At 43.0% G+C, this 14,839-nt stretch carries 14 protein-coding genes and 1 riboswitch; of the genes, 5 read left to right on the top strand and 9 right to left on the bottom strand.

Annotated features, from left to right (window positions below; genetic code table 11):
- Window positions 1-23: 23 nt before the first annotated feature.
- Window positions 24-803, bottom strand: coding sequence for an alpha/beta hydrolase (locus QRN39_RS01935; RefSeq protein WP_003217757.1), 780 nt, complete (start codon window positions 801-803; stop codon window positions 24-26).
- A 45-nt stretch (window positions 804-848) separates the two neighbouring features.
- Between QRN39_RS01935 and QRN39_RS01930 the strand changes: the two genes are divergently transcribed.
- Complete coding sequence (locus QRN39_RS01930; RefSeq protein WP_212046427.1) at window positions 849-1,364, top strand: gamma carbonic anhydrase; 516 nt, start codon at window positions 849-851, stop codon at window positions 1,362-1,364.
- A gap of 143 nt (window positions 1,365-1,507) precedes the next feature.
- Here QRN39_RS01930 and asnB read toward each other — a convergent pair whose 3' ends face one another.
- Together asnB and metK are read right to left on the bottom strand one after the other, a co-directional pair.
- Window positions 1,508-3,406: an asparagine synthase (glutamine-hydrolyzing) gene (asnB, locus tag QRN39_RS01925; RefSeq protein WP_106028996.1), complete on the bottom strand. Its 1,899-nt coding sequence runs from the start codon at window positions 3,404-3,406 to the stop codon at window positions 1,508-1,510.
- A gap of 148 nt (window positions 3,407-3,554) precedes the next feature.
- A complete protein-coding gene (gene metK, locus QRN39_RS01920) occupies window positions 3,555-4,757 on the bottom strand; it encodes a methionine adenosyltransferase (RefSeq protein ID WP_050943510.1) in 1,203 nt (400 codons plus the stop codon).
- A gap of 195 nt (window positions 4,758-4,952) precedes the next feature.
- A riboswitch (SAM riboswitch) is annotated at window positions 4,953-5,086 on the bottom strand.
- 227 nt (window positions 5,087-5,313) lie between these two features.
- Between metK and pckA the strand changes: the two genes are divergently transcribed.
- Window positions 5,314-6,900, top strand: a complete 1,587-nt coding sequence (gene pckA / locus QRN39_RS01915) for a phosphoenolpyruvate carboxykinase (ATP) (protein ID WP_003217554.1) — start codon at window positions 5,314-5,316, stop codon at window positions 6,898-6,900.
- A 45-nt stretch (window positions 6,901-6,945) separates the two neighbouring features.
- On the opposite strand, the gene QRN39_RS01910 is transcribed toward pckA, so the two are convergent.
- From QRN39_RS01910 to QRN39_RS01885, 6 genes are read right to left on the bottom strand one after another with little or no spacing between them, the layout of a single operon-like run.
- Window positions 6,946-7,188, bottom strand: a complete 243-nt coding sequence (locus QRN39_RS01910; protein WP_003217584.1) for a DUF2584 domain-containing protein — start codon at window positions 7,186-7,188, stop codon at window positions 6,946-6,948.
- Between the two features lie 39 nt (window positions 7,189-7,227).
- Window positions 7,228-8,022 carry an alpha/beta hydrolase family protein gene (locus tag QRN39_RS01905; protein WP_137055392.1) on the bottom strand — a complete coding sequence of 265 codons (795 nt, stop codon included), beginning with the start codon at window positions 8,020-8,022 and terminating at the stop codon, window positions 7,228-7,230.
- Between the two features lie 26 nt (window positions 8,023-8,048).
- Window positions 8,049-9,530: a phytoene desaturase family protein gene (locus tag QRN39_RS01900; protein WP_284906027.1), complete on the bottom strand. Its 1,482-nt coding sequence runs from the start codon at window positions 9,528-9,530 to the stop codon at window positions 8,049-8,051.
- A complete protein-coding gene (locus tag QRN39_RS01895; RefSeq protein WP_284906024.1) occupies window positions 9,527-10,654 on the bottom strand; it encodes a glycosyltransferase family 2 protein in 1,128 nt (375 codons plus the stop codon). The genes QRN39_RS01900 and QRN39_RS01895 overlap by 4 nt, the downstream gene beginning before the upstream one ends.
- A complete protein-coding gene (locus tag QRN39_RS01890; RefSeq protein WP_106035200.1) occupies window positions 10,639-11,385 on the bottom strand; it encodes a lysophospholipid acyltransferase family protein in 747 nt (248 codons plus the stop codon). Before QRN39_RS01890 ends, QRN39_RS01895 begins: the two co-directional genes overlap by 16 nt.
- A complete protein-coding gene (locus QRN39_RS01885) occupies window positions 11,354-12,082 on the bottom strand; it encodes a carotenoid biosynthesis protein (protein ID WP_251190195.1) in 729 nt (242 codons plus the stop codon). The genes QRN39_RS01890 and QRN39_RS01885 overlap by 32 nt, the downstream gene beginning before the upstream one ends.
- Before the next feature lie 173 nt (window positions 12,083-12,255).
- On the opposite strand from QRN39_RS01885, the gene QRN39_RS01880 reads away from it, so the two are divergent.
- From QRN39_RS01880 to QRN39_RS01870, 3 genes are read left to right on the top strand one after another with little or no spacing between them, the layout of a single operon-like run.
- On the top strand, window positions 12,256-13,257 hold the full coding sequence (locus QRN39_RS01880) for an ABC transporter substrate-binding protein (RefSeq protein ID WP_003217688.1): 1,002 nt from the start codon (window positions 12,256-12,258) through the stop codon (window positions 13,255-13,257).
- A 15-nt stretch (window positions 13,258-13,272) separates the two neighbouring features.
- Window positions 13,273-14,043 (top strand): ABC transporter ATP-binding protein, encoded by a 771-nt coding sequence (locus QRN39_RS01875; protein ID WP_106035199.1) that lies wholly within the window; start codon window positions 13,273-13,275, stop codon window positions 14,041-14,043.
- 34 nt (window positions 14,044-14,077) lie between these two features.
- Window positions 14,078-14,824, top strand: coding sequence for an ABC transporter permease (locus QRN39_RS01870; protein WP_371475125.1), 747 nt, complete (start codon window positions 14,078-14,080; stop codon window positions 14,822-14,824).
- Window positions 14,825-14,839 lie beyond the last annotated feature (15 nt).

Here is a 14,839-nt window from a genome sequence, read left to right as displayed (position 1 = left end):
CACCCCTAACTTAAAGCTCACCATCAAATATATTGATCTGTAAAGGCTCTTGCTGCCTTAAACACATCTTCTCTTTCCGGTTCATTAAAAATTTCGTGATACAGTTCTTCCCATTCACGATATGATTTATTGGTTGATTCAATGCCATTGAACCATTTGATCACCCTCGTTTTATCGACGATCTTATCATCGCCCGCCTGCATTAAAAGGAGCGGAATCGATTTAAATACATTCGTAGGCTGCATGGCTGCATCAATATTTTTGATCAGCTCTCGGTACCAGCGAACCGACACCTTTGTTACGTAAAGGGAATCATTTGAGTCTGCTTCAATCACAGCCTGATTTCGTGTGGCTAGTTCAATCGACAGCCCTGACTCGACTTTAAAGGACGGTGCGAGCACATTTAGACCTTTTGATGCAAAATCCATTAGCTTCTTCGGTTTAAATTGCAGACCTAAACAAGGTGATGATAAAATAAGGCCATCAATCTTCGTATGGGTATACTGCTTGACCCACTCAATTGAAATGAGTCCGCCCATACTGTGTCCAAGTAAAAAAGTAGGAAGCCTGAATGATTTCGCATGTTCGATCCATTCATCTACTGTATCAATGTATTCTTGAAACGAACGAATGTGGCCGCGCGCACGTGTCGACGTCCCTTGCCCAGGCAGGTCACCCATGACGACGTGATAGCCGGCATTTCGCCACATTTCGATCAGCCATTTATATCGGCCGTGATATTCACTCGCACCATGTACTATCACAATTGTACCAACTGGTCTTTCAGCATGCCAAGTCCACAAAGTAAACACCTCACAAATGTTGTATTAAGAAAGGAAGTCGAAAAAGTGATTTATCCATATCAGCAGTTTACACCTGAGATTCATGAATCGGTCTTTGTCGCAGATAACGCCACCATTACAGGAGATGTCACGATTGGAGAATATTCGAGCGTGTGGTTCCAAACCGTCATCAGAGGCGATGTCGCTCCTGTGAGAATTGGAAAAAACGTCAATATTCAAGATTTATCCTGTCTGCATCAAAGTCCTGGAAAAACACTTCTAATAGAAGATGGTGCTACCATTGGACACCAAGTCACATTACATAGCTCAATCATTCGAAAAAATGCCCTCATTGGTATGGGGTCTATCATTCTCGATGGTGCAGAAATTGGAGAAGGTGCCTTTATCGGTGCAGGTAGTCTTGTCCCTCAAGGAAAAATCATTCCAAAAGGATCACTCGCTTTCGGCCGTCCAGCCAAGGTCGTCCGGCAGTTAACAGATGAAGATATCCAAGACATGGACAGAATCCGTAGAGAATATGTAGAAAAAGGACAATACTATCGTTCCCTTATACCCCGTTAACATCATACGCGTTATCTTCACTTTATCATGTTTTTTTCAGGATATTAAGCAATAACTATGAACCGCTTGTTATTTTACCCTTTTCCGCCGCTTTCTATCATAACAAAAAAGGTTTTCAGCTTTGTGCTGAAAACCTTTTTTCATTAACTAAAGATAACTTCTTTCGGTTGATGATTCAACTGCTCTGGATCAATGCTGCGCTCCACATAAATGCTGTGCCAAATCATAAAGATAAGGACGGTCCAAATCTTACGGCTATGATCTGCTTTACCAGCACAATGCTCATTTAATAAATCAAGCACATACTCTTTGTTAATGTATTCATCTGTTTGACTGTTTTTGATGATGTCTTTTGCCCAAGCATTCATCTCATTTTTCAACCAATGACGAATTGGCACAGGGAAACCAAGCTTTTTACGGTTTAACACATGGTCAGGCACAATGCCTTCTGCTGCTTTACGCAATAAATATTTCGTTGTGCCATCTTTTGTTTTCAGCTCTTCTGGAATTTTAGAAGCCGCTTCAAAAACGACCTTATCAAGGAATGGAACACGAAGCTCAAGAGAATTCGCCATCGTCATCTTGTCTGCTTTCAATAAGATGTCTCCGCGCATCCACGTATGGATATCAACATATTGCATTTTGTTAATATCACTGTAGCCTGCGCTTTCCTCGAAGTATGTCTTCGTTATGTCACGATATGTGATGCTTGGATCATAATGTTTGAGGAGATTTTTCTTCACTGGCTCTTCAAAGATTTTCGCATTACCGATATAACGTTCCTCTAATGGCGTACAGCCGCGAACGATAAAGCTCTTCCCTTTCATTCCTTCTGGCATTAAACGAGCCAGACGAAGAAGAAGCTTTTTCAGCATAGATGGTACAGATTCAAATGGTTTAAGAGAAAGAGGCTCACGGTAAATATTATATCCACCGAACAGCTCGTCCGCTCCTTCACCTGAAAGAACAACCGTCACTTGTTTCTTCGCTTCTTTTGCCACGAAATACAATGGAATCGCTGCCGGATCAGCTAAAGGATCGTCTAAATGCCAGACAATCTTCGGAAGCTCGTTCATATATTCTTCTGGAGAAATGACGGCGCTGAAGTTTTGTAAGCCTAGCTTGTCAGCTGTTTCCTTCGCGACATCGACTTCACTAAAGCCATCCTGCTGGAAGCCAACAGAGAATGTCTTTAGCTCAGGGTGTAATTCCTTTGCGACAGACACGATGAAGGAAGAATCAATACCACCTGATAGGAATGAACCAACAGGTACATCACTTCTCATGTGAACTTTCACAGAATCATAGATCGCATCGCGTACTTCTTCAATTAACTTCTGTTCTTGTGTTTGCTCAGGCTTGAATTGAACTTTCCAGTATGTCTTAAATTCGATCTCCTGTCCTGGGCGTAAAATAAACTGATGACCAGGCTCAACTTTATGCACCTTTTGATCAAGCGTATTTGGCTCAGGAACGAATTGGAATGACATGTACTGCTGCAATGAAGTCTCATCAAATAAAATGTTCTCGTTCACAGCCATCAAGCTTTTGCGCTCAGACGCAAAGTACACTTGCTCATCCATTTGTGTGAAATAAAGCGGTTTGATGCCAAAAGGATCTCTTGCGCCATATAATTGCTGCGCTTCTTTATCCCAAATTAAAAATGCAAACATGCCGCGAAGCTTAGAAGCCGCTTCTTCTTTATAATGACGGTATGTGGCAAGCAGTACTTCCGTATCAGAATCTGTGCTGAACGTATAGCCCTTTTTCACAAGCTCTTCCTTCAGCTCCACATAGTTATAAATTTCCCCGTTAAAAATAATCCAGTACTTTTCATCTTCATAAGAAAGCGGCTGCTTTCCGTGTTCAACATCTATAATACTTAAACGTCTAAATCCAAATCCTACATGCTCATCATGAAAGTACCCCTCATCATCCGGACCACGGTGAACGATGAGACGATTCATTTGTTTAATTAATTCTTCCTGCTCAGTAGTTTCGGACAATGGACGGTGATTAAACACACCAACAAACCCACACATATTATTGCCTCCACGTTATGTTATTTCTTAAAAGTAGACCTATAATTAGACAGTTATTTGTCCGATTTTGTTTCACATTTTTTCGCTTTTTGTAGAATTTTTTTTAATCAAAAGGAAAACCGCTTAAAATAAGCGGTTTTATATGTTGTTATTGTCCTAATGCTTCCTTGCGAAGCGTATCGGCTTTATCCGTTTTTTCCCACGGAAGATCTAAATCATGACGGCCGAAATGTCCGTATGCAGCTGTTTGTTTGTAGATCGGACGACGCAGGTCAAGCATTTTAATAATGCCAGCTGGACGAAGATCGAAGTTCGCACGAACCACTTCAATTAATTTTTCTTCAGAAGCTTTTCCTGTTCCGAAAGTATCAATTGAAATCGATACAGGCTGTGCAACACCAATTGCATAAGCAAGCTGTACTTCACAAGAATCTGCAAGGCCAGCAGCTACGATGTTTTTCGCTACGTAACGAGCAGCGTATGCCGCAGAACGGTCAACCTTTGTTGCGTCCTTCCCAGAGAAAGCACCGCCGCCATGACGAGCGTATCCGCCATACGTATCAACGATGATTTTACGTCCAGTTAAACCAGCATCCCCTTGAGGTCCACCGATCACGAAACGGCCAGTTGGGTTAATAAAGTATTTTGTCTGTTCATCAATTAGTTCACTTGGAACGACAGGGCGGATGACATGCTCTTTTAAGTCGCTTTGAATTTGTTCAAGCGTTACTTCTGGTGCATGCTGCGTTGAAATAACCACTGTATCAATACGAACAGGTTTATTTTGGTCATCATATTCTACTGTTACTTGTGTTTTTCCATCTGGACGTAGATAAGCAAGTGTTTGATCCTTGCGTACTTCAGTTAAACGGAGAGATAATTTATGCGCTAGTGAAATCGGCAGCGGCATAAGTTCTTCGGTTTCGTTGTTGGCAAAACCAAACATCAATCCTTGGTCACCTGCACCAATCGCATCAAGTTCTTCTTCAGTCATTGTGCCTTCACGTGCTTCAAGCGCTTTGTCTACACCTTGCGCAATATCAGCAGACTGTTCATCAATAGATGTGAGCACTGCACATGTTTCCGCATCAAAACCATATTTCGCACGCGTGTAGCCAATTTCCTTAATCGTGTCACGCACCGTCTTTGGAATATCGACATAAGTAGACGTTGTAATTTCTCCGCTTACTAATACGAGACCCGTTGTAACAGAAGTTTCACAGGCAACACGTGCATTTGGATCTTTCTTTAAAATTTCATCCAAAATGCTGTCTGAAATTTGATCACAGATTTTATCCGGATGTCCTTCCGTCACTGATTCTGAAGTAAATAAACGACGATTTTGACTCATAATGGCTATTTCCTCCTGTACAAGACCACATCATCCCAAGATGAGGTCTCCAATATGATACGGAACTCGTTCCCTCTTATATTTGAAAACGTTTCTATTAGAGATGTTATTGGCAATTTGTTCATATGATATCCCAAAAATAAAAAAACCATTTCCTTCATTGCGAGGAAAGGGTCTGAGATCGCATGCCTTTCACTCTTATCGCTCAAGGTGTTCTTGTACCTTGCATCAGGTTAGCACCTTGGTTTCTCAGCATATTCATGCCTTTTCATAAGAAACCGGTTGCTGGGCTTCATCGGGCCTGTCCCTCCACCAACTCGGGATAAGAGTATCCGTTCAATAAGATATCTTATCTTAAATACTTGCATCATGTCAATGCTTCATCAGAATTATCTTTCCTTTTTTTCACCACGTTATTAGCATCACCAAAAAGCATATTTTCATAGCAGAAATGAAAAAACACACACAAAAATATTTAAATAGTATAGACTATTATTACGAATGTGTTATACTAATCGAAACAAAACAAATTCAACGGTAAAGGAAGGGTTTTTTTATGAACTCAGTGGATTTAAAAGAAGATTTGCAGTCATTGCTCTCATTAGAAAATACGCACCAAAATTTATCTGTTCCGAAACTTGTTGAAAAGATTTTGGCACGTGATGAAGGCGTTTTAACATCAACAGGAGCTGTCCGTGCTACAACGGGTGCCTACACAGGACGTTCGCCTAAAGATAAATTTATCGTGAAAGAAGAAAGCTCTGAACATAAAATTGATTGGGGTCAAGTCAACCAGCCGATTTCTAAAGAAGCATTTGACCGTTTATATACAAAGGTTGTGTCATACTTAAAAGAACGTGATGAACTATTCGTCTTTGAAGGATTTGCCGGTGCAGATGAAAGATACCGTATGCCAATTACAGTGGTAAACGAATTTGCATGGCACAATCTCTTTGCAAAGCAGCTATTCATCAGACCTGACGGATCAACACCTTCTTCAAACGAAAAACCGTTCACCATCTTATCTGCACCGCATTTTAAAGCAGATCCTGAAACAGATGGCACAAACTCTGAAACGTTTATTATCGTTTCTTTTGAAAAACGTACCATTCTGATCGGTGGAACAGAGTATGCAGGAGAGATGAAAAAGTCCATCTTCTCTGTCATGAACTACCTGCTTCCTGAGCAAGATATTTTATCCATGCACTGCTCAGCAAACGTCGGTCAAGAAGGCGATGTCGCACTATTCTTCGGCCTTTCAGGTACAGGGAAAACGACGCTTTCTGCAAGCGCAAGCCGCAAGCTAATCGGTGACGATGAACACGGCTGGTCTGGCTCAGGAGTCTTCAATATTGAGGGCGGATGCTATGCGAAATGTGTGAACTTAAGCGAAGAAAAAGAACCGCAAATCTACAAAGCCATCAGCTTCGGATCAGTTCTTGAAAATGTTGTGCTTGATGAAGAAACACGTGAAGCGGATTATGATGACACGTTCTTTACTGAAAACACACGCGCTGCTTACCCAATCGAAATGATTGATAACATCGTGACGCCAAGTATCGCAGGACACCCATCTGCCATTGTCTTCTTGACAGCTGATGCATTTGGCGTTTTACCTCCAATCAGCCGTTTAACAAAAGAACAGGCGATGTACCATTTCTTGAGCGGTTACACAAGTAAATTAGCAGGAACTGAGCGCGGTGTCACATCACCAGAAACGACATTCTCTACTTGCTTCGGTTCACCATTCTTGCCGCTTCCAGCTCACGTCTATGCTGAAATGCTTGGCAAGAAAATTGATGAGCACGGCGCAAAAGTATTCCTTGTGAATACAGGTTGGACTGGCGGAGGCTATGGTACAGGCAAACGTATGAACCTAGCGCATACAAGAGCAATGGTGCAAGCAGCGATCGAAGGCGACCTCGACAACGCCGAAATGATCACTGATGACATCTTTGGATTACACATCCCGCTTCATATTCCTGGCGTTCCAGATGAAGTGCTTCAACCTTCTAAAACATGGGATGACCAAGAGGCTTATCAAGAAAAAGCACACTTCCTTGCCAATGAATTTAAAAAGAACTTCCAAAAATTCAGCCACGCAGCAAGTGACATTGAAGCCAAAGGCGGACCACTCGTATAATCAAATGACAAAAGCTGAGGGGAATCATTCCCTCAGCTTTTTTTGTTAGTTTGTTGAATGTAATGAGACGAGACGGTAAGTGACCTTTGTCACATTGTCTGTAAGCTCTAGCTTTTCAACGTGTGCTGTCCCTGTTTTTTCTCCGTCTTTCGTTTTACGCACCTCAAGCGGAATATTTAATGGATATATGCGGTACCCTTCCTTCATGAGTTCAAATACATTCTCTTCAATTCTTGTCTCTTTTCCCTTCGTGACAATCATTGTATTAAATTCAACAGGCATTCCCATATTGAAAATCCCCCTACTTTCTAAATTTCGTTATACTGCTTATTTTACCACATTTCCGCTTTTCCGGCTGTGCATCCACGTCGTCAGCCTTCTGACAATTTCCCGATTATGCTGCGGCGGAAAATAATGGTTGTATCCATGGAAATACCAAGTCTCCACTGACTTTCCGTGCTGGCGCAGCGCATCTTCTAATAAATACGCATGCTCAATGGATACATTCTGATCCTCTTCTCCGTGGATGATGAGAACAGGCGCTTCAATTTTGTCTACATCATTTAAAGGCGTTCTATCCTCATAGGCCTCTGGCACTTTGTGCGGGGGACCGCCAATCACACGTTTCATCATCCTTCTCATATCCACACGCTCTTCATAGGTGAGCTTCATATCACTGACGCCTCCCCATGTCACAAAGGAAGCGGCCTCCTGTTTCATTTCAACAGCGGTCCAAATGCCCATAATACCTCCGCGCGAAAAACCAAAGATATGAATACGCTCCTGCTTCACCTTTTTATGATGCTTTAACAATTGAAAGGCAGCAAAAGCATCTTTCCGGTCCTCTCCGGCAAAGTCTTCGTTCCCTTCGCCTCCCTGATTTCCTCGGTAAAAGGGCGCAAATACAACAAATCCCTGCGCGGCAAATTGCACAATCCGGCCTGGTCTGACCATTCCCACATTTTTTATGCCGCCTCTTAAATACAAAAAGCCGTCATAGAAACCTTCTCCGGCCGGTTCTGCGAGAAGCCCTTTGATCCGAAGTCCATCTGCCTCATAGGTCACTGTAAATAAGTGAATATGCGGATGGGGGGACGGAAACCTTCTTTTTTCCACAATCACTTGATTTCTCTCCTTTTCATCTGTTCTTACGTCAAATGCTTGATGATCGCTTCTGCAACGAGCTGGCCTGATTTAGTCACCATCGGCGTGCCGCCGCCTGGATGACTCGTTCCTCCAACAAACCATAGCCCTTCAATGTCCTTTGACTGATTATTGATGCGGAAGAACGCCTGCTTGAACGAGTTGGAAGACATACCATAAATGGCTCCATGATATGCGCCCGTTTTCTGCTGCAGATCAAGCGGAGTTTGAACCGCTTCATATTCGGCCACCTTATCCAGATCAAAGAGACCCTTTTTCTTTAATTTTGTTTTCATATGCTGCGGGTATGTCTCCTTTAGCATGTCCCAATCGTGCTCATTTGTCACATAAGGCGCATTCGCCAGTACAAACAAGTTGCTTCTTCCCGGTCCTCCGCTTAAAGCTGGTTCTGAATGACCTGAATAACAGATGTAAAGCGTTGGATCCTGAGGCAGTTGTTTTTCCTGAAAAATATCCTTGAATTCTTGCTCATAATTCTCTGGGAAAAACACATTGTGATGGGACAGCTGTTCATAGACTTTAGGTACACCTAATAAGAGAACAAAGCCAGATAGTGACGGTTCAATGGCAGTAAGCTTTTGATTTAAAAAGCTTGGGCGGTCTTTTTCATCAATCAGATGGCGGTAGACAGTCAGCGCGTCCGCTCCGGCAATGACTTGATCTGCTTCATACATCTGGTGAGCCGTTTCTACTCCTTTGATTCGCCGGTCCTTCACATGAATCTTGTTGACTTGTTCATTCAGGTGAATCTGTACGCCTAATTCCTTTGCCAAAGTCTCAAATGCTTCAACTAAACGATATGTACCGCCCTTTATTCCATATATCCCTTTCTCCCCTTCTAAATACGCCATCATATTAAAAATAGCCGGAGCCTGATAGGGAGAAGAGCCGATGTAAGTAGCATACCGTCCAAACATCGCCAATGTATGCGGATGATAGAAATATTGACGCAGCAAGCGTTGAACGGTTGTAAACGGTTTGACAGAGAGAAGGGCTTTCACGAGCTTTACATCCGCCTTATCCTTCCACGTCAATAACAAGCGATTTAAAAACTGATCCTCAGCCTTTTGAAAAAGCATCTTTGATTCCTGTAAAAATGCACGGTATTGCTTCGCATCTTCAGGACTGAATGCTGCAATTTGTGATTCCATCTGCTCAATATTCGGCGTAAATTCGACCGTATGTCCATCTGAAAAAACATTTTTGGTCAGAGGAGAAATCGGATAAAATGTGACGTAATCCTCCATCCGTCTATGACAGGAAGCAAATACTTCCTCAAAGTATGACTTCATTGTAATGGTACTCGGTCCTAGATCAAAAGAGTAGCCAGCCCCCTGATGACGCTGCAATTTCCCGCCTAAAGCCGCTTCTTTTTCTAATATGGTGACCTGAACTCCGCGTGACTGTAAGCGGATCGCTGCTGATAATCCGCCAAGACCGCCGCCGATGATGATCACTTTTTTCATTCGTACCTTCTCCCTTTCCATTCATACCCTTCTTTTTTCAGCCCGATTTTCATAGAAGCAAGGCCAATGGCGATCAGACTTAAAATGCTGATCGGTAATAAAAAGGCCATTGCAGATGTTCTTCCGTTCTCAATATCAATTGCCGCTTTGATCGACACACCCAGTCCGTAGCAAAGAATGGCTAAGCATATACTGAGCACATTCAGCTGCAGCAAAGCCAGCATCAAGCAAATGACAGGAGCCAAATAAAGCAGGGTGTATAAACAAAAGACACTGCTTAACAAAGCAATGCTTCGATTGACACCTGGAAACAAATTTTTCCGGTAACCTTCCCATACCTCTTGTCCACTCTCATACATTCTCATATACACAAATGGATGAATGCTTGCTAGTGTGAACGGTAAGCCTTGTTCCTTCACCCGTCTAGCCAATGCCATATCATCCACTAGCGAATCCTTAATCGCTTCATGCCCGCCGATATTGTGATAGCAACTCTTTTCAATGGCAATAAAGCCTCCATGCGCGGCGGCAAAAGCCGGATTCTTTGATTTTCTGACCCACTTCACAGGTAGATGACAGCCAATGGTAAACATCATCATGGGAACGACAAGATGCTCAAAGAAAGTGCCTGTTTTTTGCTCTGGGAAGCCTGACAGCATGCCCGTTTTTTGCGCGCATAACTGCTCGTACACAGCTTCAGTTGCTCCCCGTTTCAACCGGACATCCGCATCTAAAAAAAGCAGCCAATCAGAAGCAGCCACCTCAGCGAGCTGAGAACAGGCATATGATTTTCCTAGCCAGCCTGGCTTTAATACCTGACCTGACTGCACACGAATCCATGGATATGTTTGTGAGAAGCGCTCCACAATCGCTCTTGTCTGATCGGTCGAATGATCATCAAGTACAATCACCTCTTTCGGATAAAGACGCTGATTAACGATCGACTGAAGACAGGCTTCTATCCGTTTCTCCTCATTTCTAGCCGGAATCAGTATCGATAACGAAATGGGTTCATCTGATGAAAAGGAAGCGGGCTTTAACACGGGAAACTGCTTCATATTCCATATGGTGAATAGAAACTGGCAAAGCAGCAGCACACTGATTACGGTTAAGAAGATCGCCATGTTCTCACCCACTTTTTAAAAGAATCAAACGCATCACTTGTTGACTGACTTGTCCTTGTGATCTGTTTAAATTCTTCGTTTATTGAAAAATCAGGATCCGCAATGACCTGTGCTTGATGCCTGTTTAACTGCGTTTCAAGCAGATCGCCAAGCATACGCGTCATATCCTTGCTTCGCAGGGAGCTTCCAGATACGATGGCATCATCACCGAACACAACAGAAACTATCGGCTTTTGATATTGATTAAATGTATACTGCAAGGTTACAGGCTTCACCACGACTTGCTCAAATTGCCTCACTAAAAAAGAAGCCCCGCCTTCCAGTTCAAGCGGTCTCACGTCCTGATGCATAATTTTCCCCTGTGGAAAAAGCCATACCGCTCCGCCGTCCTGCATGTTCTCTTTTGCTGTCATTAAAGCTTGTTTCACGCTTCTCAGGTTCTCTTTATGAACCGGAAACGCCCCAAGCTTACGGAAAAAAGCATATTGCTTCAGCTGCTTCTCTTCCATCATCATGTAGTGATCAAGTTCAGACGCTTTTTCTGTTAAAAGAAAAATGATCAGTCCATCCCACCATGAGCTATGATTGGCGAGATAAAGAACAGGCAGGTTTTCCTTCGGGTCCACCGAGCCTTTCATCATCACACAGCGGAAATGCTTATGGAGCAAATATCGCTCTAGATAAAGTGAAAATAGACGTCTAAACGATCGGCTTTTGTCGCTTTCTTTCAAATCGAACCCTTCCTTCACACAAAATGACAATGATCAATGCTAAATAAAAAATGACATCGAGTCCGCCCTTTAATGCCAAAAGACCAAAAAAGAACACCATCGCCTGATAAATACGACTCGTCCAGCTGAGTGCCTTTTGATCAATTGAGACAAGCGGGAAAAGAAATGAAAGTCCTGCTCCAATCATACCCCAGCTCACAAAATTCTCAAAAGGAATACCATAAAACCCACCGCCGTCATACCACACCCAAAACTTCCGCTCAGCTGCTACTGGATCTAATATGAGGTCAAGCAACACAATCCATATCCCCGTTTCGACGGCTCGTCTCCACTTTGACTGCTGATTGGATAAAAAAAGGCTGTTTAAAAACACGCCAACCCAAGCAAATGCAATGGTTAACGGCACCCCCGCCACTAGAAAACCTAGCGTCGGATAATAGTCATAGGCCCCAAATGGGAACCCCGTTGTGATCCCTACCCACTCCACCGTAAATGTAAGCACCCCGACAATGACTGCCCTTTTGATGACAAATCCCCAGGAGCCATAAATCTGTCGCCCAATCTCTATGACGCAGCAAGCATACAGCACAAGAAAGATTCCGTTTGCAAACTGAAGCCATGCTGGCACTTCAAAAAAGACCATTAAGATCAGACCTACTAAATACCATCCAATAAATACCCAACTCAATCTATACACGAAACCGCTCCTTTATTTCTGCCAAATTCAAGAAAGCCTTCATGCCTCTAGTATAGAAAAAAAGACGCGTTCTATAAATAAACAATGCGCTTCTTATTTTCATCTAGGCACTCACCAAAAATCCCTTTTCACATACTTTAATAGTGATCTAGAACAAAGGAGGCGAATTACTCTTGAATCGTTCCATCAAAGTCAGACTGGCATTCATCGTCGTCGTCCTGCTCTTTATTCCATTTGTCGCCTGTAAAAAAGAACAGGAGCAGACCGTACAAGTAGCCGAGGTGACCCATTCGGTCTTTTATGCTCCGCTATATGTCGCCTTATCAGAGGATTTCTTCAAAGAAGAAGGCCTGGAGGTTGAACTAAAAACCACTTGGGGCGGCGATAAAACGATGACAGCTCTCTTATCAGGCGGTGCTGATATCGCACTGACCGGGTCTGAATCCTCTATCTATGTAGAGGCTCAAGACACAAAGGATTCTGTCATAAACTTTGCACAGCTGACGCAAACAGACGGCACATTTCTTGTTTCAAGGGAGAAAGTAAACCAATTCTCTTGGGATCAATTAAAAGGTAAAGATTTCTTAGGACAGCGGAAAGGCGGCATGCCGCAAATGGTCGGTGAATATGTCTTGAAAAAAGAAGGCATTGATGTAAAAAAGGATCTTCGTATGATTCAAAATATTGATTTTGCCAACATTTCAGGTGCGTTCTCCTCTGGAACTGGCGATTTTGTACAGTTATTCGAACCGACCGCTTCCTTACTCGAAAAAGAAGGTAAAGGGTACATTACCGCCTCCTTTGGAGAAGCTTCTGGCAAGGTGCCATATACCACCTTCATGGCAAAGAAGAGTTACTTAGAGGAAAACAAAGAGACCGCTGAAGCCTTCACCCGAGCCATTTACAAAGCGCAGAAATGGGTAGAAGCCAAGCAGCCTGAGGAGATTGCAAAGGCCATTCAAGCTCATTTTCCTGATACAGACCTTGATGTCTTATCAACTGCCATCAAACGCTACAAACAGCAAGATTCCTATGCAACAGATCCCCTTCTAAATGAAGAAGAATGGAACAAATTGCAGGAAATCATGAAGGAGAGCGGTGAATTGCCGGAATTTATTCCGTACAAACAACTTGTCGATTCATCCATTGCAAAGAAGGTCACAGATCACAAATAGAATAGGAGGTAGCACATGTCTTTCCTTCAAATTGACCATGTGACCCATACGTACTTCTCTTTAAAAGAAAAAACAACAGCTATACAGCACATCAATATGGAGATAGACCAAGGTGAATTCATCTCATTTATTGGTCCCAGCGGCTGCGGAAAAACCACCTTGCTGTCTATCATCGCAGGAATTACGCCGCCCTCTGAAGGTCGAATTTTAATCGAAGGAAAAGAACCAAATCAACAGGAGCATCAAATCGGCTATATGCTCCAGCAAGATTATTTGTTTCCTTGGAAGACCATCAAGGAAAATGTCATTCTCGGGTTAAAAATTGCGAAACAAGATTCACATGAGTCCGTCTCAGCTGCCCTTGATTTACTGCCAAAGCTTGGACTGCCTGAAGTCGAGGAAAAATATCCGAAGGAGCTGTCTGGCGGAATGAGGCAGCGTGCGGCTCTCGCCCGAACGCTTGCAGTTGATCCCGGTCTGCTTTTACTAGATGAGCCATTTTCAGCGCTAGACTACCAAACCAAACTCACATTAGAAGATCTCGTCTTTCACACATTAAAAGACTATCAAAAAACAGCGGTTCTTGTGACACATGACATTGGCGAAGCCATTGCGATGAGTGACCGCATTTTCTTATTCTCAAAGCACCCAGGCTCTATCCAGCGAATCTTTACCGTTCCAGACGACATAAGAGCTCTCTCTCCATTTGAAGCGAGACAGACCCCGCATTTCCAAGAGCTCTTTCAAACGATTTGGAAGGAGCTGAAAACAGTTGAAACACAGTGACCTTTTACATGAAGCCTATCGCAAAAAATACCGAATGGAAAAACGGATCACACGTATCTATCAGCTCATCATATTTGCCAGCTTCTTTTCGCTTTGGGAGCTTGCCAGTCATTTCAGGTTCATTGATCCGCTTATTTTCAGTTCACCATCTGCGGTCTGCCAATTGTTTGTGCAAAAAATTCAAGATGGTTCTTTAATGAATCATATGAGTATTACATTATTTGAAACGGTGCTCGGTTTTCTACTTGGTACCTTTTGCGGCATTTTGCTAGCTGCCGCCTTATGGTGGTCCACCCGATTAGCAAACGTTCTTGATCCTTATTTAGTCATTTTAAATGCCATGCCGAAAGTTGCCCTCGCCCCCATTTTAATTGTTGCCCTTGGACCTGGTATGATCAGCATCGTCGCCATGGGTGCGATCATTAGTGTGATCATTACGACGATCGTCATTTACACTGCCTTTCAAGAGGTCGATGAGAATTATTTAAAGGTGATGAAAACCTTTGGCGCGAAAAAAAGCGTCGTCTTTCGTGAGGTCATTTTGCCAGCTAGTATTCCAACGATGATTTCTGCCATCAAAGTGAATGTTGGTCTTTCTTGGGTTGGGGTCATTGTAGGGGAATTTCTTGTATCCTCAAAAGGGCTCGGCTACATGATCATTTACGGCTTTCAAGTCTTCAACTTTACACTCGTGTTCTTAAGTCTTTTCATTATTGCTGTGTTTGCGACCATCATGTACCAGCTTGTGGAATGGCTCGAACGCCGTTTTCTCCAAAAATAAAAAGCACAGGGAGAT

Source organism: Bacillus sp. lyk4-R2A-2 (assembly GCF_030209735.1).
GTDB classification, from domain to species: Bacteria; Bacillota; Bacilli; order Bacillales; family Bacillaceae; genus Bacillus; species Bacillus pumilus.
The sequence above is the reverse complement of the archived record's forward strand: the minus strand, read 5'-3'. Positions and strand labels throughout refer to the sequence as shown.